22 protein-coding genes are annotated in these 23,348 nt (G+C 71.7%); 3 read left to right on the top strand and 19 right to left on the bottom strand.

What is annotated here, in order from left to right:
* Nucleotides 1-100: 100 nt before the first annotated feature.
* Nucleotides 101-883 carry an IclR family transcriptional regulator gene (locus tag ACZ6Q9_RS12560; RefSeq protein WP_350701854.1) on the bottom strand — a complete coding sequence of 261 codons (783 nt, stop codon included), beginning with the start codon at nucleotides 881-883 and terminating at the stop codon, nucleotides 101-103.
* 154 nt (nucleotides 884-1,037) lie between these two features.
* Here ACZ6Q9_RS12560 and ACZ6Q9_RS12555 point away from each other — a divergent pair, with 154 nt between their 5' ends.
* From ACZ6Q9_RS12555 to ACZ6Q9_RS12545, 3 genes are read left to right on the top strand one after another with little or no spacing between them, the layout of a single operon-like run.
* Complete coding sequence (locus ACZ6Q9_RS12555) at nucleotides 1,038-2,219, top strand: MFS transporter (protein WP_393257507.1); 1,182 nt, start codon at nucleotides 1,038-1,040, stop codon at nucleotides 2,217-2,219.
* A gap of 46 nt (nucleotides 2,220-2,265) precedes the next feature.
* On the top strand, nucleotides 2,266-2,625 hold the full coding sequence (locus tag ACZ6Q9_RS12550) for a DUF6915 family protein (protein WP_363700587.1): 360 nt from the start codon (nucleotides 2,266-2,268) through the stop codon (nucleotides 2,623-2,625).
* Nucleotides 2,622-3,098, top strand: coding sequence for a hypothetical protein (locus ACZ6Q9_RS12545; RefSeq protein ID WP_396828561.1), 477 nt, complete (start codon nucleotides 2,622-2,624; stop codon nucleotides 3,096-3,098). The genes ACZ6Q9_RS12550 and ACZ6Q9_RS12545 overlap by 4 nt, the downstream gene beginning before the upstream one ends.
* A 46-nt stretch (nucleotides 3,099-3,144) precedes the next feature.
* Here the strand turns inward: ACZ6Q9_RS12545 and ACZ6Q9_RS12540 are convergent, their stop codons facing one another.
* From ACZ6Q9_RS12540 to ACZ6Q9_RS12455, 18 genes are all read right to left on the bottom strand, one after another.
* Nucleotides 3,145-4,230 (bottom strand): polyprenyl synthetase family protein, encoded by a 1,086-nt coding sequence (locus tag ACZ6Q9_RS12540; RefSeq protein ID WP_393257502.1) that lies wholly within the window; start codon nucleotides 4,228-4,230, stop codon nucleotides 3,145-3,147.
* A 90-nt stretch (nucleotides 4,231-4,320) separates the two neighbouring features.
* On the bottom strand, nucleotides 4,321-5,874 hold the full coding sequence (gene nuoN / locus ACZ6Q9_RS12535) for an NADH-quinone oxidoreductase subunit NuoN (protein ID WP_393257500.1): 1,554 nt from the start codon (nucleotides 5,872-5,874) through the stop codon (nucleotides 4,321-4,323).
* Nucleotides 5,871-7,406, bottom strand: coding sequence for an NADH-quinone oxidoreductase subunit M (locus ACZ6Q9_RS12530; protein WP_357702044.1), 1,536 nt, complete (start codon nucleotides 7,404-7,406; stop codon nucleotides 5,871-5,873). Before ACZ6Q9_RS12530 ends, nuoN begins: the two co-directional genes overlap by 4 nt.
* Nucleotides 7,407-7,470: 64 nt before the next feature.
* Nucleotides 7,471-9,429, bottom strand: a complete 1,959-nt coding sequence (gene nuoL / locus ACZ6Q9_RS12525) for an NADH-quinone oxidoreductase subunit L (protein ID WP_393257497.1) — start codon at nucleotides 9,427-9,429, stop codon at nucleotides 7,471-7,473.
* Between the two features lie 11 nt (nucleotides 9,430-9,440).
* On the bottom strand, nucleotides 9,441-9,740 hold the full coding sequence (gene nuoK / locus ACZ6Q9_RS12520; protein WP_393257495.1) for an NADH-quinone oxidoreductase subunit NuoK: 300 nt from the start codon (nucleotides 9,738-9,740) through the stop codon (nucleotides 9,441-9,443).
* A 55-nt stretch (nucleotides 9,741-9,795) separates the two neighbouring features.
* Nucleotides 9,796-10,566 (bottom strand): NADH-quinone oxidoreductase subunit J, encoded by a 771-nt coding sequence (locus ACZ6Q9_RS12515; RefSeq protein ID WP_393257493.1) that lies wholly within the window; start codon nucleotides 10,564-10,566, stop codon nucleotides 9,796-9,798.
* Nucleotides 10,563-11,204, bottom strand: a complete 642-nt coding sequence (nuoI, locus tag ACZ6Q9_RS12510) for an NADH-quinone oxidoreductase subunit NuoI (protein WP_393257491.1) — start codon at nucleotides 11,202-11,204, stop codon at nucleotides 10,563-10,565. Before nuoI ends, ACZ6Q9_RS12515 begins: the two co-directional genes overlap by 4 nt.
* A 1-nt stretch (nucleotide 11,205) precedes the next feature.
* Nucleotides 11,206-12,561: an NADH-quinone oxidoreductase subunit NuoH gene (gene nuoH / locus ACZ6Q9_RS12505; RefSeq protein ID WP_393257489.1), complete on the bottom strand. Its 1,356-nt coding sequence runs from the start codon at nucleotides 12,559-12,561 to the stop codon at nucleotides 11,206-11,208.
* Complete coding sequence (locus ACZ6Q9_RS12500) at nucleotides 12,558-15,068, bottom strand: NADH-quinone oxidoreductase subunit G (protein ID WP_396828566.1); 2,511 nt, start codon at nucleotides 15,066-15,068, stop codon at nucleotides 12,558-12,560. Before ACZ6Q9_RS12500 ends, nuoH begins: the two co-directional genes overlap by 4 nt.
* The gene (gene nuoF, locus ACZ6Q9_RS12495) at nucleotides 15,068-16,384 is read right to left on the bottom strand and encodes an NADH-quinone oxidoreductase subunit NuoF (protein ID WP_396828568.1); all 1,317 of its coding nucleotides are present in this window, start codon (nucleotides 16,382-16,384) and stop codon (nucleotides 15,068-15,070) included. Before nuoF ends, ACZ6Q9_RS12500 begins: the two co-directional genes overlap by 1 nt.
* Nucleotides 16,381-17,394, bottom strand: a complete 1,014-nt coding sequence (gene nuoE, locus ACZ6Q9_RS12490; RefSeq protein ID WP_396828569.1) for an NADH-quinone oxidoreductase subunit NuoE — start codon at nucleotides 17,392-17,394, stop codon at nucleotides 16,381-16,383. Before nuoE ends, nuoF begins: the two co-directional genes overlap by 4 nt.
* A gap of 52 nt (nucleotides 17,395-17,446) precedes the next feature.
* Complete coding sequence (locus ACZ6Q9_RS12485) at nucleotides 17,447-18,772, bottom strand: NADH-quinone oxidoreductase subunit D (protein ID WP_393257480.1); 1,326 nt, start codon at nucleotides 18,770-18,772, stop codon at nucleotides 17,447-17,449.
* The gene (locus ACZ6Q9_RS12480) at nucleotides 18,769-19,506 is read right to left on the bottom strand and encodes an NADH-quinone oxidoreductase subunit C (RefSeq protein ID WP_350701878.1); all 738 of its coding nucleotides are present in this window, start codon (nucleotides 19,504-19,506) and stop codon (nucleotides 18,769-18,771) included. The genes ACZ6Q9_RS12485 and ACZ6Q9_RS12480 overlap by 4 nt, the downstream gene beginning before the upstream one ends.
* Nucleotides 19,503-20,177 carry a NuoB/complex I 20 kDa subunit family protein gene (locus ACZ6Q9_RS12475; RefSeq protein WP_393257476.1) on the bottom strand — a complete coding sequence of 225 codons (675 nt, stop codon included), beginning with the start codon at nucleotides 20,175-20,177 and terminating at the stop codon, nucleotides 19,503-19,505. Before ACZ6Q9_RS12475 ends, ACZ6Q9_RS12480 begins: the two co-directional genes overlap by 4 nt.
* 14 nt (nucleotides 20,178-20,191) lie before the next feature.
* Nucleotides 20,192-20,557: an NADH-quinone oxidoreductase subunit A gene (locus ACZ6Q9_RS12470; protein WP_393257474.1), complete on the bottom strand. Its 366-nt coding sequence runs from the start codon at nucleotides 20,555-20,557 to the stop codon at nucleotides 20,192-20,194.
* A 190-nt stretch (nucleotides 20,558-20,747) separates the two neighbouring features.
* Complete coding sequence (locus tag ACZ6Q9_RS12465; protein ID WP_357452418.1) at nucleotides 20,748-22,025, bottom strand: geranylgeranyl reductase family protein; 1,278 nt, start codon at nucleotides 22,023-22,025, stop codon at nucleotides 20,748-20,750.
* A gap of 180 nt (nucleotides 22,026-22,205) precedes the next feature.
* Nucleotides 22,206-22,436 carry a hypothetical protein gene (locus ACZ6Q9_RS12460; RefSeq protein ID WP_350701884.1) on the bottom strand — a complete coding sequence of 77 codons (231 nt, stop codon included), beginning with the start codon at nucleotides 22,434-22,436 and terminating at the stop codon, nucleotides 22,206-22,208.
* Between the two features lie 180 nt (nucleotides 22,437-22,616).
* Nucleotides 22,617-23,327: a demethylmenaquinone methyltransferase gene (locus tag ACZ6Q9_RS12455; protein WP_357702014.1), complete on the bottom strand. Its 711-nt coding sequence runs from the start codon at nucleotides 23,325-23,327 to the stop codon at nucleotides 22,617-22,619.
* Between the last annotated feature and the right edge of the window lie 21 nt (nucleotides 23,328-23,348).

Genomic DNA, 23,348 nt, shown 5'->3' with positions numbered 1-23,348 from the left:
GCGGTCCGCGCTGGACCGCCACCGTGGGCCCTCTCCCAGCCGGGGTGAGGGCCCACGGCCGTTTCCGGGAACGGCCGCTGCGGCGGTGCCCGCCGGCCGGTCAGCTCTCCGACGCCAGGCCGTCGGCGATGGCCCGGGCGGCGGTGAGCAGCTTCGCCCGGACCACCCGGGCGGAGGTCATCATCTCGCTGGCCGGCAGGGCGCAGGCGAGCACCACCCGGCGTTCCATGTCCTTGTCGGGGCTGACCAGCACCGCGGCGCACGCCACCCCCTGCCGGAACTGCCCCAGCTCCAACTGCATGCCGCGCCGGTCGCCGGCGGCCAGGTCGGCCTCGAACGCCTCCGTGCTGGTCAGGGTGGCGGAGGTGAACGGACGCATGCCGTACTCGCGCAGGTAACGGAAGCGCTGCTCGGCGGTCAGCGTGGCGAGCAGGGCCTTGCCCAGGGCGGTCGCGTGCGCCCCCTCGTCGAACCCGGGCACCAGGTCCTCCAGGTAGGGCGAGCGGGGGCCCTCGGCGACCGCCGTAACGGCCACCTGACCGCCCACGAACCGGCCCAGGTAGTGGCTGTAGCCCGTGTCCACGGCGGCCCGGCGCAGGCTCTCCCCGACCGCCGGCGGCCCCCGGAACGCCGTCACCAGCTCGCGGTAACGGTCGGCCACCTCCAGGCCCACGATGTACGTGCCGTCCTCGCGCCGGATCACGTAGCCCTCGTAGGCCAGGGTGCGGACCAGGTGGTAGGTCGTCGCCACGGTCAGCTCACACCGCCGGGCGATCTGCTTGACGGTCAGCCCCTTCGGGGCGCGACCGACCGACTCGAGCACTCGTAGCGCGCGGGACACGCTCCGGATGAGATCCGAAGGTTCCGCCAAGGGGTCGCGCACAACCACCTCCGCCGCCGGGGACTTACACCATATGAAATACAGGCCCGGTGCGAAATGCCTGTTCGGGTGGAGGATGCCAGATCGTCGCGAACAGCACGTACCCGCACCGGCACAGTGCGTGACCCGAGGCGGCCTCGCGTAGGTTTGCCGCACCATGACCCGCCCCGCGCTCCACCCCGCCCCGGACGTCGCACCGCCCCGCCCCGCCAGGGCCGCCGCCGGTGCCGTCGCCGTCACCATCGCCTCCGTCCTGCCGGTCTTCCTGGTCGGCGGGCTCGCCGTGCAGTTGGGCGACGACCTCGGCTTCTCCCCCGCCGGGCTGGGCCTGGCCGTCTCCGTCTACTTCGGGGTCGGCGCGCTGGCGTCGGTGCCCTCCGGGAGGCTCGTCGACCGGTACGGGCCGGCCGTGGTGGCCCGCTGCGCCATCCTGCTCTCCGCCGGGGCGATGCTCGCCGTCGCCGCCCTCGCCCGGTCGTACGCCGTGCTGGTGGGGCTGCTGGCGCTCAGCGCCGCCGCCAACGCCCTCGGCCAGCTCGCCAGCAACGCCGCGCTGGCCCGGCACGTGCCGGCGCGGCGGCAGGGGCTGTCGTTCGGGGTAAAGCAGGCCGCCATCCCCGTCTCCACCCTGCTGGCCGGCGCGGCGGTGCCGACGGTCGCGCTGACCGCCGGCTGGCGGTGGGCGTTCGTGGTGGCCGCCGGGGCGGCCCTGGCGGCGCTGCCCGCCGTGCCCGCGCGGGAGCCGCGTGCGGGCCGGACGGCCGCGCCCGCCCGCGCCGGCCGCGCCACGGCGGCCCTGCTGGTGGTCGGGGCCGCCGCGATGCTCGCCGCGGCGGCCGCGAACGCGCTGGGCACCTTTGTGGTGGACTCCGCCGTCGACCGGGGGCTCACCCCCGGCCTGGCCGGGCTGACGCTGACCCTCGGCAGCGCGGTCTGCGTCACCGCGCGGGTCTGCGCGGGCTGGCTGGCGGACCGCCGCCCCGCCGGGCACGTGGCCGTCATCGCCGGCATGCTCGTGGTCGGCGCGGCCGGGCTGGGCCTGCTCGCCGTCGCCGGCCCGGCGCCGCTGGTCCTCGGCGTGGTGCTCGGCTTCGGCCTGGGCTGGGCGTGGCCGGGGCTGATGACGTTCGCGGTGGTCCGGCTGCACCCGCAGGCCCCGGCCGCCGCCACCTCGATCACCCAGACCGGGGTGTACGCGGGCGGCTGCCTCGGCCCGCTGGGCCTCGGCGGGCTGGCCGCCCACGCCGGCTACCCCGCGATGTGGCTCACCGCCGGGGCGGCCATGCTGGCCGCCGCCGCCCTGATGCTCACCGGCAGCCGGCTGCTCACCCGCCACTGAGCGGGCCGGGCCGATCCTGTCGGTGCCGACGGCTAGTTTGTCGATCATGAATTCGTGGCACCACGCGCAGTCGGCGGCGCGCAAGTGGGGCGGCACCCCGGAGGACTACCTGCCGATCGAGGAGTTCATCGACTCCTCCAAACAGATCATCGGGGACGTCCGGCACCGCGCGATGTACCACCACACCGCCGGCATCTACCTCTGCCAGCGGATCTTCGGCGACACCCTGCGGGTCGGCCGCAAGCGCGTCCCGGTCCGCCTGATCGCCGAACGGCACGTGCTGGAGGACCTGGGCTGGCTGCCCAGCCCCGCCGACTACCTCGACGGGATGCCGATCCGTCCCTGGATGTCCGGCGCCCAACGCAAGGACCTGCCCCTCTCCACCCTGCTCGGAGGCGACCAGTGAGTCACGTCAGTTTCCTCGGCATCCCGGTCGAGGGTGAGATCACCCAGGGCCACCGGGTCCCGCAGCGGCCCCTGGAGGAGCTGCGACCGCTCCTGCGCGCCCTGCTCGACGACGAGGCCGTCACGGAGTTCGGCTGGCGGCAGTACACGCCCTACTTCAACGACGGCGAGCCGTGCGTCTTCGGCGTACAGGACGTGTGGGTACGCACCACCGCCGACGGGCCGCAGGCCAACCCGGACGACCTCTGCGTGGGCGAGTACGCCGACCGGCACCCGACCCTGGGCGGTTGGGCCTCCTCGAGACGGGAAACGTACCGAGGGCACGACGAGGCCCGCTACCTGCGGGCGGACGCCTTCGCCGAGGCCCTCGAGGCGGGCGGCTTCGACGACGTGCTCCTGGAGACGTTCGGCGACCACGCCGACGTGATCGTCCGCCGGGAGGGGATCCAGGTCCAGTACTACGAGCACGACTGACCGGCCGCACCGGGCCGCCCCTGCTGCGGGGCGGCCGGGACGGGCGTCAGCTCGTGCGGTCGGCGATGTAGTCGCAGAGGGACTCCAGGGCGCGGCGGGCCGGGCCCTCCGGGAGCGGCGCGAGCTGCTCCCGGGCCTCCTCGGCGTAGCTGCGCACCGTCTCCCGGGCCCGCTTGAGCGCCGGGCTCTCGCGGAGCAGGCCGAGCGCCTCGGCGTGCAGGTCGTCGTCGGTCAGCGGGCCGGTGGCCAGGATCTCCCGCAGCCGCACCGAGGCGGCGTCGGCGTCGTCCGAGGCGAGCGCGTAGAGCACCGGCAGGGTCGGCACGCCCTCACGCAGGTCGGTGCCGGGCGTCTTGCCCGACTCCACCGACTCCGAGGCGATGTCGAGCAGGTCGTCGGAGAGCTGGAAGGCCACCCCGATGGTCTCGCCGTAGCCGGCCAGCGCCTCGGTGTGCTCCGGGGCGGCGCCGCCGAACATGCCGCCGAAGCGGGCCGAGGTGGCGATCAGCGAGCCGGTCTTCCCCGCGATCACGTCCAGGTAGTGGGCCACCGGGTCGTCGCCGGGGCGGGGGCCGACGGTCTCGGCGATCTGGCCGTGCACCAGCCGGGCGAAGGTGCGCGCCTGGAGGCGTACGGCCTCGATGCCCAGGTCGGCCGCGATGTCGGCGGCGCGGGCGAAGAGGTAGTCGCCGACGAGGATGGCGACCGAGTTGGTCCACCGGGAGTTGGCGCTGGGCGCGCCCCGGCGCACGGCGGCCTCGTCCATCACGTCGTCGTGGTAGAGCGTCGCCAGGTGGGTGAGCTCCATCACCACCGCGGCCGGCACGACCTGGGCGCTGGTCGGGTCGCCGAACTGCGCGCCCAACGCCACCAGCAGCGGGCGGAACCGCTTGCCGCCCGCCTCCACGAGGTGCCGGGCGGCCTCGGTGACGAACGGGTCGGCACTGGCCACACTGGCGCGCAACTCGACCTCGACGCCCTCCAGCAGGCCCAGCACGGACGCCTCGACGCGGGGATCGGCGAGATAGAGGCCGAGCGCGCCGAACTGACTCGTGCTCACCCTGGTCCGACGGCCGCCGGACCCGATGGCACTTGAACGCTCGCCAGCCGGATTCACCACGCCTTCAACCATGCCACACCCCTCCGACCTGCCCTGGACGGGGGATACGGCGCGGGGGCCGGCACGCCGTGGCGTACCGGCCCCCGCGGGCCCGAGCGTCGGTCATCTGACAAATTCGGCGGCGCCGGTGGCCAGGTCGAGCAGCGGCGCCGGGGCCACGCCGAGGACCAGGGTGGCGATCACGCCGATCATCAGCGCGGCCGAGGTCAGCCCGCCCGGCACGGCGACGGTCGGCGTCGACTCGCCCGGCTCGGAGAGCCACATCATCACCACGACCCGCAGGTACGGGAACGCCAGCACCATGCTGGTCAGCACGCCGGCGATCACCAGCCACGCCTGCCCGCCGTCGAGCGCCGGCCCGAAGACCGCGAACTTGCTCGTGAAGCCGCTGGTCAGCGGGATGCCGGCGAAGGCGAGCAGGATGAAGGTGAAGACGCCGGCGTAGAACGGCGAACGCCGCCCCAGCCCGGCCCAGCGGGACAGGTGGGTGGCCTCTCCGTCGGCGTCGCGCACCAGGGTCACCACGGCGAACGCGGCGAGCACCGAGAAGCCATACGCGACCAGGTAGAACATCGTCCCGGAGACCCCGTCGGCGCTGGGCGCCAACACGCCCACCAGCAGGTAGCCGGCGTTGGCGATCGAGGAGTATGCCAGCAGCCGCTTGATGTCGGTCTGGGTGACCGCCAGCACCGCGCCGATCAGCATCGTCAGCACCGCCACCGCGCCGAGGACCGGGGTGAAGTTCCACCGGGCGCCGTCGAAGGCGACGTGGAACACCCGCAGCAGGGCGCCGAACGCGGCGACCTTGGTGCAGGCGGCCATGAAGCCGGTGATCGGGGTCGGCGCGCCCTGGTAGACGTCCGGCGTCCAGACGTGGAACGGGGCGGCCGCGGCCTTGAAGAGCAGACCGATGGCGAGCAGCGCCATGCCGGCGAAGAGCAGCACCGGGCTGGCCGGGGAGTTCGCCACGGCCGCGTGGACGGTGGCGAAGTCGACGCCCGCCTGCCGGCCCGGGACGCCCGCGGTGAAGCCGTACACCAGGGCCACGCCGAACAGGAAGAAGGCCGAGGCGTACGCGCCGAGCATGAAGTACTTCAGCGCGGCCTCCTGGCTCAGCAGCCGCCGGCGGCGGGCCAGCGCGCAGAGCAGGTACAGCGGCAGCGAGAAGACCTCGAGCGCGATGAACATGGTCAGCAGGTCGTTCGCCGCCACGAAGATCAGCATGCCGCCGATCGCGAACGTGGTCAGCGGGTAGACCTCGGTGAGGCCGTTCTTGCCCTCGGCCTGCCGCCGGTCGTCGGCGGACTCGGCGGTGACCGCGGCCTGGGCGACGAACGCCCCGCCCCGCTCCACCGAGCGCTCGCCGATGAGCAGCAGCGCCATCGCGGCGAGGACGAGGATCGCGCCCTGGAGGAAGAGCGTCGGCCCGTCGACCGCGATCGCCCCGCCGATGGTGATCGACCGCTCGTCCGCCGCCAGCACCACCATGGTCAGCGCGGCGAGCACCGCCAGCAGGGCCAACGAGAGCTGCACCACGTGCCGGAGCCGGCGGGGTACGAACGCCTCGACCAGCACGCCGAGCAGCGCGGCACCCAGCATGATCAGGGTCGGCGCGAGCGCCGCGTAGTCGATCGACGGCAGTTTCAGCTCATTCACTTTGCCGCCTCCTGGACGGTGCCGCCCGAGGTCGGGGCGGGGTCGGTCCTGCCGATGTCCTGCATGGTCGCCTGCACGGCCGGGTTGATCACGTCGGTCACCGGCTTCGGGTAGAAGCCGAGCAGCACGATCAGCACGATCAGCGGGGCGACCACGAACTTCTCGCGCAGGTTGAGGTCCCGCCGCATGCCGTCGACCTCGGTCAGCGCCGGATTGAGCGTGCCCTGCGTGGTGCGCTGCACCATCCACAGCACGTACGCGGCGGCCAGGATGATGCCGAGCGTGGCGATCACCGCGACCGGCTTGTTCACCGTGAACGTGCCGATCAGCACCAGGAACTCGGAGACGAACGGCGCGGTGCCGGGCAGCGCGAGCGAGGCCAGACCGGCGAAGAAGAGCACCCCGGCCAGGATCGGCACCAGCTTGCCGGCGCCGCCGAAGTCGCTGATCAGCGCCGAGCCGCGCCGGGCGATGAGCATGCCCACCACCAGGAAGAGCAGGCCGGTGGCCAGCCCGTGGTTGACCATGTAGAGCACCGCGCCGGTGCCCGCCTGGGTGGTGAAGGCGAAGATGCCCACCCCGATGAAACCGAAGTGCGCGATCGACGTGTACGACACCAGCCGCTTGAGGTCGTTCTGGCCCACCGCCAGCAGCGCGGCGTAGATGATGCCGATCAGGCCCAGCGCCAGCGCCCACGGGGCGAACCACTTGGCCGCGTCCGGGAACAGCGGCAGGCAGTAGCGCAGGATGCCGAACGTGCCGACCTTGTCGAGCACGCCGACGAGCAGCGCCGCCGCGCCGGCCGGGGCCGCGCCACCGGCGTCCGGCAGCCAGGTGTGGAACGGGAAGAACGGCGCCTTGATCGCGAACGCGAGGAAGAAGCCGAGGAACAGCCAGCGCTCCGTGCCGGTGGAGATGTCCACCTGGGACAGCGCCTGCCAGTCGAAGGTCTTCCCGCCGACCACCCAGAGGCCGATCACCGCGGCGAGCATGAACAGACCGCCGACGAGCGAGTAGAGGAAGAACTTCACCGCCGCGTACTGCCGCTGGTGGCCGCCGTAGCTGCCGATGAGGAAATACATCGGCACCAGCATGACCTCGAAGAACACGTAGAACAGGAAGACGTCGGCGGCGGCGAAGACGCCGATCATCGTGCACTCGAGGACGAGCAGCAGCGCGAAGTAGACCGGCACCGACCGCTTCGACGACTCGGCGTCGTGCCAGGACGCCAGGATCACCAGCGGCACCAGCACCGCGATCAGCATCAGCATCACCAGCGCGATGCCGTCGGCGGCGAAGGTGAAGCTGACGCCCCAGTTCGGGATCCACGGGTACGACTCGCGGAACTGGAAACGGTCACCACCGACCTGGAAGGTCACCCACATGACCACCGACAGCGCCAGCACCAGCAGCGACCAGCCGAGCGCCACCTGCTTGGCCAGTTCCGGCCGACTGCGCGGCAGGAAGGCCACCACCAGGGCACCGACCAGCGGTGCCACGGTGAGCACCGAGAGGAACGGGAAGTCGGACATTATGCGGCCTTACCTCCGTCGTCACTGCGCGGTCCGCCGACGACGGCCGCCTGGAAGAGGTCGATCACGCCAGCCACCCCGCCTCGACGGCCAGGAACGCCGCCACCACCAGCAGCGCGCCGGCCAGGATCGAGGTGGCGTACGACCGGACGAAGCCCGTCTGGAGCCGCCGGAGCCGGCCCGAGCCGCCACCGATCCCCGCCGCGAGGCCGTTGACCAGCCCGTCGACGCCCCGGTTGTCCAGGTAGACCAGCGCCCGGGTGAGGAAGATGCCCGGCTTCTCGAAGACCGCCTCGTTGAACGCGTCGGTGTATAGGTTGCGCCGGGCGGCGGTGACCAGCACCCCGGCCGGCTGCGGCGCGGTGGCCGTGCCGCCCCGGAACAGGAACCAGGCGAGCCCGGCACCGAGCACGGTGACCAGGATCGACAGGATCGTGACCACGGCGTGCGAGAGCACCGGGTGGTGCTCGGCCTCCTGGCCGCCCAGCCCGGCGGTGGCGGTCAGCCAGTCCGGTACCGAGGTGGAGAGCAGGTAGCCGGCCCCGACGGAGCCGATCGCCAGCAGGACCAGCGGGACGGTCATCAGCTTCGGCGACTCGTGCGGGTGCTCGATGTCCTCCGTCCAGCGCTTCGGGCCGTGGAAGGTGAGCACGAAGAGCCGGGTCATGTAGAACGCGGTCAGCCCGGCGCCGAGCAGGGCCGCGCCGCCGAAGAGCCAGGCGGTCCAGTCCTCCCGCTCGAACGCGGCCACGATGATCGGCTCCTTCGAGAAGTAGCCGGACAGCGGCGGGATGCCGATGATGGCGAGCCAGCCCATCATGAACGTCAGCCAGGTGACCTTCATGTGCTTCGACAGCGCCCCGAACCGCCGGATGTCCACCTGGTCGTTCATGCCGTGCATGACCGAACCGGCGCCGAGGAACATGTTGGCCTTGAAGAAGCCGTGCGCCAGCAGGTGGATGATGGCCAGCGCGTAGGCGCCCCCACCGAGGCCGACACCGACGAACATGTAGCCGATCTGGCTCACCGTCGACCAGGCCAGCACCCGCTTGATGTCGTCCTTGGCCGCGCCGATGACGCAGCCGATCAGCAGGGTCAGCGCGCCGACGCTCACCACCACGAGCTGGAGGGTGGAGTTGGCCGAGAAGATCGGGTTGGAGCGGGCGATCAGGTAGACGCCGGCCGTGACCATGGTGGCGGCGTGGATGAGCGCCGACACCGGGGTCGGACCCTCCATCGCGTCCGGCAGCCATGCCTGGAGCGGGAACTGACCGGACTTGCCGGTCGCGCCGAGCAGCAGCAGCAGGCCGAGCACCAGCACCGTGGTCGCGGTCAGCGAGCCGACGCCGTTGAAGACCTCGTCGTACTGGGTGGTGCCGAGGGTGGCGAACATGATGAAGATGCCGATCGCCAGGCCGGCGTCGCCGACCCGGTTCATCAGGAACGCCTTCTTGCCGGCCGTGGCGGCGCTCGGCCGCTCGTACCAGAAGGAGATCAGCAGGTACGACGCCAGACCGACGCCCTCCCAGCCGAAGTAGAGCATCACGTAGTTGTTGCCGAGCACCAGCAGGAGCATGGCGGCGACGAACAGGTTGAAGTACCCGAAGAACCGCCGGCGCCCCGCGTCGTGCGCCATGTACTCGACCGCGTAGAGGTGGATCAGGAAACCCACCCCGGTGATCAGCAGCACGAAGACGGCGGCCAGCGGGTCGAAGAGCAGGCCGAAGTCCACCCGCAGGTCGCCGACGGTGATGAAGTCCCACAGGCTCAGCTCGACCGACTTGTTCTCCAGGCCACGCAGCTGGAAGAAGTAGGTCAGGCCCAGCACGAACGCGGCGCCGATGGCGGCCACCCCGAGCCAGTGCCCCCAGCGGTCCGCCCGCCGGCCGAGCAGCAGCAGGATCGCCGCGCTGACCAGCGGGATCGCCACCAGCAGCCAGACGCTGCCCAGCAGCCCGTCCGCCGTCGCGTACGCGACGGTGCCCGCCGGCTCAGCCGGGGCGTTCGTCAGAATCGTTCCCACCGCAGGACCCCTCAGTACTTCAGCAGGTTGGCGTCGTCGACGCTCGCGGAGCGCCGGGTCCGGAAGATCGCCATGATGATGGCGAGCCCGATCACGACCTCGGCCGCCGCCACCACCATCACGAAGAACGCCATGATCTGGCCGTTGAGGTCACCGTTGATCCGGCTGAAGGTGACCAGCGTCAGGTTGGCCGCGTTGAGCATCAGCTCGACGCACATGAACAGCACGATCGCGTTGCGCCGGATGAGCACACCGACCGCGCCGATGGTGAACAGCACCGCGGCCAGCACCAGGTAGTAGTCGGGTGTCATCGCTGCGTCAGCCTTTCGTTCGCGACTGCGGGGCTCGCAAGCTCACTCCTCGCGCTCACCGGTCGGTCCCCTTCAGCGAGGTCTCCCGGTCGGTGAGCTCGCGCACCGGCAGGATGTCGGGGGTGCTCACCTCGGTCAGCCGGCCGTCCGGCAGGCGGGCCGGGGTGGCCACCGAGGACGAGGTCGCGTAGACGCCCGGGCCGGGCTTCGGACCCGGGTAGTTGCCCGGCGCGAAGCGTGCCCGCATGGTCGTCGGCTGGTCGACCTTGTCCTGCTTGCGCCGCTCGATGTGCGCCAGCACCATCGCGCCGACCGCGGCGGTGATGAGCAGCGCCGAGGTGAGCTCGAAGGCGAAGACGTACTTGGTGAACAGCAGCCGGGCGATGCCCTGCACGTTGCCCTCGGCGTTGGCCTGCTCCAGTCCGACGGCCGTGGTGCCCTCCAGGGCGCGCCAGAGCCCGCCGCCGACGAGGCCGGCGAAGCCGAGCCCGAGCACCACCGCCGCGACCCGCTGGCCGCGGAGCGTCTCGATCAGCGAGTCCGAGGCGTCCCGGCCCACCAGCATCAGCACGAACAGGAAGAGCATCATGATCGCGCCGGTGTAGACGATGATCTGCACCATGCCGATGAACGGCCCGGCCTGGAGCACGTAGAACACGCCCAGGCAGAGCATGGTCAGCACCAGCCAGAGCGCCGAGTGCACGGCGTTGCGCGCCGCGACCATGCCGATCGCGCCGATCAGCGCCAGCGGGGCCAGGATCCAGAACGTGACCTGTTCCCCGCCGGAGACCCCGCCCGCCGCGGCGAGCACCGTCTGCGTGGTCATGCTCCGTCCCCCTTGCCGGCCGCGGCCCGCTGGGCGTGCTGCTCGGCGCCGGGGAAGGTCACACCGGGGTGCTCCTCCACCTGGTACCGGCCCGGGTTGTTGGCCGAGTGCTCCGCGCCGGCCGAGGTGCCCGGGTTGGTCAGCGCGCCGACGTAGTAGTCCTTCTCGCTGTCGCCCAGCCGCATCGGGTGCGGCGGCTGCTCCATGCCCGGCAGCAGCGGCGCGAGCAGCTGCTCCTTCGTGAAGATCAGGTCCTGCCGGCTGTCCCGGGCCAGCTCGTACTCGTTGCTCATCGTCAGCGAACGGGTCGGGCAGGCCTCGATGCAGAGCCCGCAGAAGATGCACCGGGCGTAGTTGATCTGGTAGACGCTGGCGTACCGCTCACCCGGCGAGAAGCGCTGCTCGTCGGTGTTGTCGCCACCCTCGACGTAGATCGCGTCCGCCGGGCAGGCCCAGGCGCACAGCTCGCACCCGATGCACTTCTCCAGCCCGTCCGGGTGCCGGTTCAGGATGTGCCGCCCGTGGTAGCGCGGCGCCGAGACCGGCGGCTTGAACGGGTAGTCGGTCGTGACGACCTTCTTGAACATGTGCGAGAAGGTGACACCGAAGCCCTTGAACGTTCCGGTGATCGCGCCCACGTCACACCTCCCTGGAGTCCGAGCCGGCGGCGATGTTGGCCGGCTCCCGCTCGGCGACCACGCGCCTGGTGCGCGGGCTCGGTGGTACCTGCAGGTCCATCGGGGGCAGCGGGAAGCTCCCGTGCGGCCGGTTGTCGACCTGTTCCTGGACGGTCGGCTTCGGCTGCGGCTTCCGGCTCGGCCACAGCAGCGTGGCGAGCAGCAGGATGCCGGCGGGGATGCCGACCGCGATCAGCTTGCTGCGCGAGTCCCAGTCCTCGATCGAGCGCAGGCCGGCCAGGACCAGGATCCAGACCAGGTTGATCGGGAGCAGCACCTTCCAGCCGAAGCGCATGAACTGGTCGTAGCGCAGCCGGGGCAGCGTGCCCCGCAGCCAGACGAAGACGAAGACCAGCAGGACGACCTTGGCGAAGAACCAGAGCATCGGCCACCAGCCGGAGTTGGCGCCGGCCCAGATGGTGGTGATCGGCGCCGGGGCCCGCCAGCCGCCCAGGAAGAGCGTCGTGGTGACCGCGGACATGGTGACCATCGAGACGTACTCGCTGAGCATGAAGAGCGCGAACTTCAGCGAGCTGTATTCCGTCATGAAGCCCGCGACCAGCTCGGACTCCGCCTCGGGCAGGTCGAACGGCGCGCGGTTGGTCTCGCCGACCGTGGCGATGAAGAAGATGATGAAGCTGGGCAGCAGCAGGATCGCGTACCAGCCGGGGGCCGGGACCTCGACGCCCGCGATGCTCAGCCGGGTGCCGTCCGCCTGGGCGGCGACGATCCCGCTGGTGGACATCGTGCCGGCGGTCATGAACACCGCCACGATGCTCAGGCCCATCGCGACCTCGTACGAGATCATCTGGGCGGTGGAGCGCAGGCCGCCCAGCAGCGGGTAGGTCGAGCCGGAGGCCCAGCCGCCGAGCACGATGCCGTAGATGCCCATCGACGAGCAGGCCAGCAGCACCAGCACCGCCACCGGCACGTCGGTGACCTGCAGCGGCGTCCAGTGGCCGAAGATGCTCACCATCGGGCCGAACGGCACCACCGACAGCGCGGTGACCGCGCAGATCACCGAGATGGTCGGGGCGAAGAAGTAGACGACCTTGTCGGCCGCCTTCGGCAGGATGTCCTCCTTGAAGGCCATCTTCAGGCCGTCGGCGAGGGTCTGCAGCAGGCCGAACGGGCCGACCTGGTTGGGGCCGGGCCGCACTGCCATGCGGCCCACGACCCGCCGCTCGAACCAGACGCCGAGCAGGGTGGCGAGCAGACCGAAGACGAAGGCGAAGACGACCTTGCCGAGGACCAGCCACCAGGGGTCCCGGCCGAAGTCGGCCAGCGTCGGATCCTGGGCCAGGTAGACCGCGTTCACTGGATTGCACCCCCTGCGTTGAGGAGCGGGCCCGGACGGCCGGCCGCGTCCGCGGCGACCTCTCCGGCCTCCGGCGCCGACCCGGTCGGGGCGGGAGCGGAGATCCGGACGACCGCGCCGGACGTCGCGCCGAGGCTGCGCCGCACGGTCGAGCCGGGCGAGTTGGTCGGCAGCCAGACGACGCCGTCCGGCATCTCGGTGATCGCCGCCGGCAGGGTCAGCGCCCCCCGGTCGGTGCCCACCGTCACCGGGTCACCGTCGGCGACGCCGAGCGCCTCCGCGGTGCCCTTGCCCAGCCGGACCACCGGCGGGCGGGCGGTGCCCGCGAGGTGCTCGTCGCCGTCGGTGAGGCTGCCCAGGTCGACCAGCTGGTGCCAGGTGGCGAGCACGGCCTCGCCGGCGCCCGGCTGCGGCACCGCGGCCGGCTCCACCGCCGGGGCGGCGGGCCGGCCGGTGCGGGTGCGCGGCAGCGCGCCCAGCTCGCGGCGGACGCTGAGCACGTCGCCGGTGCCGAGCTGCACGTCGAGCTGCGCGGCGAGCGCGTCCAGCACCCGGCCGTCGGTCATCGCGGCGGTCCGCAGCACCGCCTCGAAGGTGCGCAGTCGGCCCTCCCAGTCCAGGAAGCTGCCGGCCTTCTCGGCCACCGGGGCCACCGGGAGGACCACGTCGGCCCGGCGGGCCACCGCGCTCATCCGCTGCTCCAGGCTGACCAGGAACGGCACCGCGTCGAGGGCCGCCTCGGCCAGCCGCGGGTCGGCCAGGTCGGCCGGGTCGACCCCGGCCACCACCAGCGCGCCGAGCTGGCCGCCGGCGGCGGCGGCGAGGATGCCGTCGGTGTCCCGGCCGGCCTGGCTCGGGATCACCCCGGCCGCGATGTCCCACGCCTCGCCCAGCTCGGCCCGGGCGGCGGGCTCGGTGACCAGGCGGCCGCCGGGGAGCAGGTTGGGCAGGCAGCCCGTGTCGACCGCGCCGCGGTCACCCGCGCGCCGCGGCACCCAGGCCAGCTTCGCGCCGGTACGCCGGGCGACGTCGGCCGCCGCGGAGAGGCCCCCCGGCACGCTCGCCAGCCGCTCGCCGACGATCAGGATCGCGCCCTCGGCGCTCAGCGCCTCGGCGACCGTGGCGTGCTCGGCGAGCACGGTCGCCTCCTCGCCCGGCACCACCCGGGCCAGCTTGGCGCCGAGCTTCTCCAGGCCGCGGGTGGCGAACGGCGCGATCGCGTACACCGTCAGCTTCTTCTTGAGGTACGCCTTGCGCAGCCGCAGGAAGAGGATCGGGCACTCCTCCTCCGGCTCCAGCCCGACCAGCACCACGGCCGGTGCGTTCTCCACGTCGGCGTACGTGACGTCCGTGACCCCGGCGACCGAGCTGGCCAGGAAGTCGGTCTCCTCGCGGGAGACCGGCCGGGCCCGGAAGTCGATGTCGTTGGTGTTCAGGGCGACCCGGGCGAACTTCGCGTACGCGTAGGCGTCCTCGACGGTCAGCCGGCCGCCGGTCAGCACCGCCGTGCCCTGGCCGTCCCGCGCCGCGCGCAGCCCCTCGGCGGCGACGGCCAGCGCCTCGCTCCACGACGCCTCGCGCAGCTCGCCGGTGCGCTCGTCGCGGACCAGCGGGGTGGTGAGCCGGTCGAAGGCGCGGGTGTACTGGAAGCCCCACCGCCCCTTGTCGCAGTTCCACTCCTCGTTGACCTGCGGGTCGTCGCCGGCCAGCCGGCGCAGCACCTTGCCCCGCCGCCAGTCGGTGCGCTGGGCGCAGCCGGCCGAGCAGTGCTCGCAGACGCTCGGGGTGGAGACCAGGTCGAACGGGCGGGCCCGGAACCGGTACTGCGTGCCGGTCAGCGCGCCGACCGGGCAGATCTGCACCGTGTTACCGGAGAAGTACGAGTTGAAGGGCACGTCACCGGCGTCGCCCTCCTCGCCGTACTCCTCGTCCCGGTAGATGTTGATCTCCTCGGCGGACGACCGGCCCATCAGGTCGATGAACTTGTCGCCGGCGATCTCCTCCGAGAACCGGGTGCAGCGCTGGCAGAGCACGCAGCGCTCGCGGTCGAGCAGCACCTGGGTGCTGATCGGCAGCGGCTTCGGGTACTCCCGCTTGTGCTCGTGGAACCGCGAGTCGGCGCGGCCGGTCGACATCGCCTGGTTCTGCAGCGGGCACTCACCGCCCTTGTCGCACATGGGGCAGTCGAGCGGGTGGTTGAGCAGCAGCAGCTCCATGACCCCCTCCTGCGCCTTCTTGGCGACCGGGGAGGTGAGCTGCGTGCGTACGACCATGCCGTCGGCGACGGTCTGGGTGCAGGAGGCGACCGGCTTGCGCTGCCCCTCCACCTCGACCAGGCACTGCCGGCACGCGCCGGCCGGGGCCAGCAGCGGGTGGTCGCAGAACCGGGGGATCTCGGTGCCCAACTGCTCGGCGACCCGGATCAGCAGCGCCCCCTTCGGGGCGGTGACCTCGACGCCGTCGATGGTGAGGGTGACGGTCTCGGTCTGCTTGACGACGTCAGTCATTAGTGCGCTCCCACCAGCTGCTTGTCCGACAGCTTCGGCGCGGTACGTCCCTCGATGTAGTCGAGGTAGTCCTGCTTGAAGTACTTCAGCGACGAGGTCACCGAGCTGGTCGCACCGTCACCCAGGCCGCAGAACGAGCGGCCGAGGATGTTGTCGCAGGTGTCGAGCAGGGTGTCCAGGTCCTCGTGGGTGCCCTGGCCGGCGAGGATCCGCCGGTAGACCCGGACCATCCAGTAGTTGCCCTCGCGGCACGGGGTGCACTTGCCGCACGACTCGTGGTGGTAGAACTCCAGCCACCGGTAGGTCGCGTAGACCGGGCAGTCCTGGTCGGAGAAGATCTGGGTGGCCGTGGTGCCGAGGATCGAACCGGCCGCCGCCACCCCCTCGAAGTCCAGCGGCACGTCCAGGTGCTCGGCGGTGAGCAGCGGCGTCGACGAGCCGCCCGGCGTCCAGAACCTCAGGTTGTGGCCGGGCTGCATGCCGCCGGCCAGCTCGATCAGTTCCCGGAGGGTGACGCCCATGGTGCACTCGAACTGGCCGGGGTTGGCGATCCGGCCGGAGAGCGAGTAGATCATCGGGCCGGAGGACTTCTCCGTGCCCATGGTCTTCCACCAGTCCGCGCCGCCCAGCACGATGTACGGCACGCTCGCGATGGTGCCGACGTTGTTGACGACGGTCGGGCTCGCGTACAGGCCGTGGGTCGCCGGGAACGGCGGGCGCAGCCGGGGCTGGCCCCGGAAGCCCTCCAGCGAGTCCAGCAGCGCGGTCTCCTCGCCGCAGATGTACGCCCCGGCGCCCGAGTGCACCACCAGGTCCAGGTCGAAGCCGCTGCCCTGGATGTTCCGGCCGAGGTAGCCCCGGGCGTACGCCTCCTGCACGGCGTTGCGCAGCCGGCGCGCGGCGTGCACCGCCTCGCCGCGGATGTAGATGTAGGCGCGGTTGGCCCGGATCGCGTACGACGCGATGATCACGCCCTCGACGAGCGAGTGCGGGTCGTGCGTCATCAGCGGCAGGTCCTTGCAGGTGCCCGGCTCGCCCTCGTCGGCGTTGACCACGAGGTAGTGCGGCTTGCCGTCGCCCTGCGGGATGAACCCCCACTTGAGACCGGTCGGGAAGCCGGCGCCGCCGCGACCGCGCAGCCCGGAGTCCTTGACCAGCTGGATGAGGTCGTCCGGGTGGGCCTTGAGCGCCTTGCGCAGGGCCGCGTAGCCGTCGAGCTTCTCGTAGGTGCCGATCCGCCACGCGTCCGGCGACAGCCAGCGCTTGCTGAGCACCGGCGTCAGCTTGGCCAGGGTCTCCGGCCGGGGAGTGGTCACTTCTGGACCCCCGTCTCGCTCGCGCGGGCGGAGCCCGCGCCACCGGCGCCGGCCCCCGCCTCGGCTTCCTTGAGGTTGCGCTCCTGCGCCCCGGCCTCGTCGCCGGCGGGCTTGCGGTCGCCGGCCGGCGCGTTGGCAGCGGCTCCGGCGGCCTCCGCCGCCTGGGCGTCGCGGGGCGCCGGCGGCACGCTGTCGGCGGGGGCCTTGGTGCCGGGGGCCGGCTCGCCGGCGGGCCCGGCGCCGTTGCCACTCGCGGCCTGGGCGGGAGCCGGCTTCGCGGTGGCCTCACTCCTGGCCTTCGCCTCGGCGGCGGCCTTGTCGGCCTCGGCCTTGCTGCGGATCGGGGTGTTCGGGTCGAAGCCCGGCACCGAGATGCCGTGCTGCTGCGCCAGCCGCAGCCCGCGCAGGGTGGGCTCTCCCGGCCCGCCGTCGGCCACCGCGCCCTCGCGCTCGTCGGCGAAGCCGGCGAGCTGCACCGCCATCTCCTTGAGCGTGCAGAGCCGGGCGCCCCGGGTCGGCATCGGCCGGCCCCCGGCGCGCAGCTCGTCGACCACGCCGAGCGCGGTCTGCGGGTCAACTCCGTCGAAGAAGTCGTAGTTGACGGTCATCACCGGCCCGTAGTCGCAGGCCGCCAGGCACTCGGCGTGCTCCAGGGTGATCTTCCCGTCGGTGGTGGTCTCGTCGTGCCCCACGCCGAGGTGCTCGGCGAGGGTGTCGTAGACCTCCTGGCCGCCGAGCACGTTGCACATGGTGTTGGTGCAGACGCTCACCAGGTAGTCGCCGGTCGGCCGGCGCTTGTACATGGTGTAGAAGGTGGCCACCGCGCCGACCTGGGCCTTGTTCAGGCCCAGCACCTCGGCGCAGAACTCCACGCCGGCCGGCGAGACGTAACCCTCCTCGGCCTGCACCAGGTGCAGCAGCGGCAGCAGCGCCGACCGGGACCGGTCGGCCGGGTACCGGGCGATGATCTCCCGGGCCCGTTCGCGGGTCTCGTCACTGAAAGTCGTCATCAGAGTCGCCTTCCGTTCGCGACTGCGGGGCTCGCAAGCTCACTCCTCGCGCTCACCTGTCACACCCACCCATCACGGGGTCCAGCGAGGCGCCGCCGGCGATCACGTCGGCGATCAGGCCGCCCTCGGCCATCGCCGGGAGGGCCTGGAGGTTGACGAAGCTCGGTTCGCGGTAGTGCACCCGGTACGGCCGGGTGCCGCCGTCGGAGACGGCGTGTACGCCCAACTCGCCGCGCGGCGACTCGATGCCGACGTAGACCTGGCCCGGCGGCACCCGGAAACCCTCGGTGACGAGCTTGAAGTGGTGGATCAGCGACTCCATCGACTGACCCATGATCTTCGCGACGTGCTCCAGCGAGTTACCCATGCCGTCGACGCCGATGGCGAGCTGTGCCGGCCAGGCGATCTTCTTGTCGGCCACCATCACCGGGCCCGGCCTGAGGCGGTCCAGTGCCTGCTCGACGAGCTTGAGCGACTCCCGGATCTCGGCGAGCCGGACCAGGTAGCGGCCCCACACGTCGCCGTCGGTGTGCGTCGGCACGTCGAACTCGTACGTCTCGTAGCCGCAGTACGGCATCGTCTTCCGCAGGTCCCAGGCGAGGCCGGCGGAGCGCAGCACCGGGCCGGTCACGCCGAGCGCGAGGCAGCCGGTCACGTCGAGCACCGCGACGTTCTTCGTCCGCTCGAGCCAGATCGGCTGCCCGGAGAGGAGGTCCTCGTACTCCTTGAGCCGCTTCGGCAGCAGCTTCAGGAACTCGCGGATCTTCACGATCGCCTCGTCCGGCACGTCCTGGGCCACGCCGCCCGGCCGGACGTACGCGTGGTTCATCCGCAGGCCGGTGATGATCTCGAAGATCTCCAGGATGTACTCACGCTCGCGGAAGCCGTAGAGCATCATGTTGATCGCGCCCAGTTCCATGGCGGTGGTGGCCACCCAGACCAGGTGCGAGGAGATCCGGTTCAGCTCCATCATGAGGACCCGGATGGTGGTCGCCCGCTCGGTGACCTGCTCCTCGATCCCGAGCAGCTTCTCCACCGCCAGCGCGTACGCCGTCTCGTTGAACAGCGGGGAGAGGTAGTCCATCCGGGTCACGAAGGTGCTGCCCTGGACCCAGTTGCGGTATTCGAGGTTCTTCTCGATGCCGGTGTGCAGGTAGCCGACGACCGAGCGGGCCTCGCGGACCGTCTCGCCCTCCAGCTCCAGGATCAGCCGGAGCACGCCGTGCGTCGACGGGTGCTGCGGGCCCATGTTGACGACGATCCGCTCGTCGTTGATGGGGTCGGTGCCCGACACGACGCTGTCCCAGTCGCCACCGGTGACGGTGAAGACCTTGCCCTCGGTGGTGTCGCGCTCGGTGGCGTAGTTCGACGTGGTCACTGGTACGACCTCCGCTGGTCCGGCGGTGGAATTTCAGCGCCCTTGTACTCGACGGGCACGCCGCCGAGCGGGTAGTCCTTGCGCTGCGGGAAGCCCTCCCAGTCGTCCGGCATGAGGATCCGGGTCAGGCTGGGGTGGCCGTCGAAGACGACGCCGAACATGTCGTACGTCTCGCGCTCCTGCCAGTCCGCCGTCGGGTAGACCGAGGTGACGCTCGGCAGGTGCGGGTCCTCGGCGGAGACCGCGGCCTCCAGCCGCACGCGGCGGCGGTAGGTCATCGAGGTGAGCTGGTAGACGACGTGCAGCCGGCGCGAGTCGGCGCCCAGGTAGTCCACACCGGACACCGAGGAGCACAGCTCGAAGCGGAGCGCCAGGTCGTCCCGCATCACCTGGCAGACCTCGGCGATCCGCTCGGGGCGTACGTGCAGGGTCAACTCGCCCCGGTCGACCACGACCTTCTCGATGGCGTCGCCGAAGGCCGGGTACGCCTCCTCCAGCGCGTCGCGGACCTCGTCGAAGTAGCTCCCGTACGGCCGGGGGGCGTCCTCGATGGTCCGGCGCTGCCGGACCAGGCCGCCGAAGCCGGAGACGTCGCCGGAGCCCTGGTTGCCGAACATGCCCCGGCCCGCCGGGCTGGCCGGCGGGTGCTCGGCCGGGGCCCCGCTGGTGGCGCCGGCCGGCGTCACCGGCACCGGCACGCCGCCGTCGTTCGCCTTGTGGTTAGGTGCGGTCACTTGACGCCCCCGTGCTGCAGGTGGTTCTGGGCCTTCATCCAGTTCTCGATCCGCAGCTGCTCCTCGCGGCCCTCGCGGACCGCCTTGGTCCACTCGGCCCGCCGGGCCTTGTCGCTGCGGTACGACGACGGCATCGAGCCGTACGGGACGACCGGGACGTCACCGCGCTCCTTGCGCGCCTCGAGCATCTTGCGGCCGTTCGGGCCGAGCGGCTCGTACATGATCTTCTCGCGCAGCTTGAGGACCGCGTCGATGAGCATCTCGGGCCGGGGCGGGCAGCCGGGGAGGTACATGTCCACCGGGACGACGTGGTCGACGCCCTGCACGATGGCGTAGTTGTTGAACATGCCGCCGCTGCTGGCGCAGACGCCCATCGAGATGACCCAGCGGGGCTCCGCCATCTGGTCGTAGATCTGGCGCAGCACCGGGGCCATCTTCTGGCTCACCCGGCCGGCCACGATCATCAGGTCGGCCTGGCGGGGCGAGGCCCGGAAGACCTCCATGCCCCAGCGACCCATGTCGTAGTGCGGGCCACCGGCGGCCATCATCTCGATCGCGCAGCAGGCCAGGCCGAAGGTGGCGCCCCAGACCGACGACTTCCGCGACCAGTTGACGAGCTTCTCCACCGAGGTGAGCAGGACACCTGCGGGGAGCTTCTCCTCGATACCCATCTGAGGTTCCTCCCTCAGTCCCAGTCCAGGCCGCCACGCCGCCAGACATAGGCGTACGCGACGAAGACCGCGACGATGAACAGGACCATCTCCACGAAGCCGAAGATCGGCAGGACGTCGAACGAGACCGCCCAGGGGTAGAGGAAGATGATCTCGATGTCGAAGACGATGAAGAGCATCGCCGTCAGGTAGAACTTGATCGGGAACCGGCCGCCACCGACCGGCTGCGGGCTGGGCTCGATGCCGCACTCGTACGCCTCGAGCTTGGCTTTGTTGTAACGCCGGGGACCGGCGAAGCGGGCGGCGCCCACGGAGAACAGCGCGAACCCCGCGGCGAGGGCGAACAGCCCGATGATCGGTGCGTAAGGCGAGAGCGACATCGTTTTCTCCTGCTCGTCCTTCCCTGCCCCTGGTCCTTGACGAAAATCACACTATTCACGTCCCCCGCGACGGCTGTCGCCGGGGGGTCGATCTCTGTCCGCGCCGCGGTCGTCGCCGGCCGCGGGCCCGGCCGTCACACGAGCCCGCCGTCGTTCGGCGGCTGCGGGGCTCGCAAGCTCACTCGTCGCGCTACACGGCTGGTGCCACCTTCGTCATCGCGTTGATGACCCGGTCCATCGCGTCCCCGCCACGGGGGTCGGTCAGGTTGGCCAGCAGCTTGAGCACGAAGCGCATCAACATCGGGTGCGGCATGCCGTGCTTCGTGGCCATCCGCATGATCTCGGGACGGCCGATGAGCTTCACGAAGACGCCGCCGAGCCGGTAGTAGCCGCCGAAACGGGCCTTCAGCTCCGCCGGGTAGGCCGTCAGGGCGCGCTCGCGCTCGGCGCCGGCCGGGCGCGCGAGGGCCTGCACGGCGATCTCCGCGGCCATCTCACCGGACTCCATCGCGTACGCGATGCCCTCGCCGTTGAACGGGTTGACCATGCCGCCGGAGTCGCCGACCAGCATCACACCGCGGGTGTAGTGCGGCACCCGGTTGAAGCCCATGGGCAGCGCGGCGCCGAGGATCGGCCCCTCCGCGTTCGCCTCGTCGGTCATGCCCCAGTCCGCCGGGGTGTTGGCCAGCCAGTCGGTGAGCAGCCGGCGGTAGTTCGTCTTGCCGAACGCGGACGAGGAGTTGAGCACGCCGAGGCCGACGTTGACCCGGCCGTCGCCGAGCCCGAAGATCCAGCCGTACCCGGGCAGCAGGTTGTCGCCGCTGTCCTTGCTGCGCAGTTCCAGCCAGGACTCCAGGTAGTTGTCGTCGTGCTTGGCGGGCGAGCGGTAGTAGCGCCGGACGGCGACCCCGATCGGCCGGTCCTCCCGCTTGGCCAGCCCGAGGGCGAGCGGGAAACGGCCGGACACTCCGTCGGCCGCGACCACCAGTGGGGCGTGGAAGGTGGCCGGCTCCTTGTCCGGGCCGACCTCCGCCTCGACGCCGACGACCCGGCCGTCCGGGTCGAGCACCGGGCCGGTGACGTTCACGCTGGTGCGCAGCTTGGCGCCGGCGGCGACGGCCCGCTGGGCGAGCAGGTCGTCGAAGTCCAGCCGGGTGCGCACCAGGCCGTAGTTGGGGAAGCTCGCCAGGTCGGGCCAGTCCAGCTCCAGCCGGACGCCGCCGCCGATCACCCGCAGGCCCTTGTTCTGCAGCCAGCCCGCCTCGGGCGAGGTGTCCACGCCCATCCGGATCAGCTGTCGCACGGCACGCGGGGTCAACCCGTCGCCGCAGACCTTCTCGCGGGGGAACTCCGTCTTCTCCAGCAGCAGCACCCGTACGCCGTGCCGAGCCAGGTGGTACGCGGTAGCCGACCCACCGGGACCGGCGCCCACGACGATCACGTCGGCGTCATGCTCCACCGCGGTCATCTCGCGCCTCCTCCCGCATGCTCGTGAAATCCTTCACAAGCCAGACGGAGGGAGTCTATGACCGGTGTCATAACCACGCCTGATCAGGGGTACCTAACTTGCCGGAAACCCACCCGTCGGGGTCGGGACCGGGCGGCGGGCGGGTCAGGACCGGATGCCGGCGGCGGTCGGCGCCGGGCGTCAGTGCCGGGCGGGAGCGGCCGCGCCCAGGCCGGCGTCGAGCCGGATCGTCTCGGGCAGGTGCTCGCGCAGCGCGCCGCCGGCGGCGCGGTCCAGCGCGGCCAGCACCTCGGCCACCACCTGCCGGACGTCGGCGGGATCCGCGCCGGCCAGCTCCCTGAGCTGCGCGATGAGTTCCGCGGCGTCGTCGTCGGTGGCCTCCACACCGGCCGGCTGCTCTGGTCCCGTCATGGGGGCGAGCTTAACGGCGCAAAGTGGACTAAAAACGGATATTCACAAAACAGCCGCTTTCCCAGCGGGTACGAAACGCGCCGATCGGCCTCCCGTCGACACCGGCCGCCGCCCCGGAAGCGGGCCGTCCGGCGCCGCGCCGCCGCTCATGGCGCGCGACCTGCCGGCGCCGTGCCCCGCCTAGTCGCGGACCGCCCGGTGCAGTGCCGCCAGGCCGCCGGTCAGGTTCCGCCAGGCCACCGAGCCCCAGCCCGCCGCCTGGATCCGCTGCGCCAGCGCGGCCTGGTCCGGCCACGCCCGGATCGACTCGATCAGGTAGACGTACGCGTCGGGGTTGCTGGAGACCACCCGCGCCGCCGTCGGCAGCCACCGCATGAGGTACGACAGGTAGGCGGTGCGGAAGACGGCGTTGGTGGGGTGGCTAAGCTCACAGATCACCAGCCGGCCGCCGGGCCGGGTGACTCGCGCGAACTCCCGCAGCGCGGCCTCGGTGTCGACGACGTTGCGCAGCGCGAACGAGATGGTCACCGCGTCGAAGACGCCGTCGGCGAAGGGCAGCCGCAGCGCGTCGCCGGCCAGCAGCGGCACCGCCGGACGGGTGCGCTTGCCGGCGTGCAGCATGCCCAGCGACAGGTCGGCGCCGACCGCGTACGCCCCGGAACGGGCCAGTTCCTCGGTGGAGACACCGGTGCCCGCGCCCACGTCGAGCACCCGCTCGCCCGGGCGCAACCCGAGCGCCTCCCGGGTGGCCCGGCGCCACGCCCGGTCCCGGCCGGCCGTCATCACCGTGTTGGTCAGGTCGTAACGAGCCGCCACGCCGTCGAACATCGCGGCGACCTCGTGCGGCTGCTTGTCCAGGCCGGCGCGCTGGCCCGGCGGGGTACGGCTCACCCCTCCACTCTGCCAGCCCGG

The organism is Micromonospora sp. NPDC049139 (genome assembly GCF_055586845.1).
This window is presented reverse-complemented; position numbering and strand designations above follow the sequence as displayed.

Coding starts and splice junctions, on each gene's coding strand:
- ACZ6Q9_RS12555 (WP_393257507.1), top strand. CDS start 1,038: ATGACCCGCCCCGCGCTCCACCCCGCCCCGGACGTCGCACCGCCCCGC.
- ACZ6Q9_RS12470 (WP_393257474.1), bottom strand. CDS start 20,557: ATGTCGCTCTCGCCTTACGCACCGATCATCGGGCTGTTCGCCCTCGCC.
- nuoK (WP_393257495.1), bottom strand. CDS start 9,740: ATGACACCCGACTACTACCTGGTGCTGGCCGCGGTGCTGTTCACCATC.
- nuoE (WP_396828569.1), bottom strand. CDS start 17,394: ATGACGACTTTCAGTGACGAGACCCGCGAACGGGCCCGGGAGATCATC.
- ACZ6Q9_RS12475 (WP_393257476.1), bottom strand. CDS start 20,177: ATGGGTATCGAGGAGAAGCTCCCCGCAGGTGTCCTGCTCACCTCGGTG.
- ACZ6Q9_RS12460 (WP_350701884.1), bottom strand. CDS start 22,436: ATGACGGGACCAGAGCAGCCGGCCGGTGTGGAGGCCACCGACGACGAC.
- ACZ6Q9_RS12550 (WP_363700587.1), top strand. CDS start 2,266: ATGAATTCGTGGCACCACGCGCAGTCGGCGGCGCGCAAGTGGGGCGGC.
- ACZ6Q9_RS12530 (WP_357702044.1), bottom strand. CDS start 7,406: ATGTCCGACTTCCCGTTCCTCTCGGTGCTCACCGTGGCACCGCTGGTC.
- ACZ6Q9_RS12540 (WP_393257502.1), bottom strand. CDS start 4,230: ATGGTTGAAGGCGTGGTGAATCCGGCTGGCGAGCGTTCAAGTGCCATC.
- ACZ6Q9_RS12465 (WP_357452418.1), bottom strand. CDS start 22,025: ATGACCGCGGTGGAGCATGACGCCGACGTGATCGTCGTGGGCGCCGGT.
- ACZ6Q9_RS12500 (WP_396828566.1), bottom strand. CDS start 15,068: ATGACTGACGTCGTCAAGCAGACCGAGACCGTCACCCTCACCATCGAC.
- ACZ6Q9_RS12515 (WP_393257493.1), bottom strand. CDS start 10,566: ATGACCACGCAGACGGTGCTCGCCGCGGCGGGCGGGGTCTCCGGCGGG.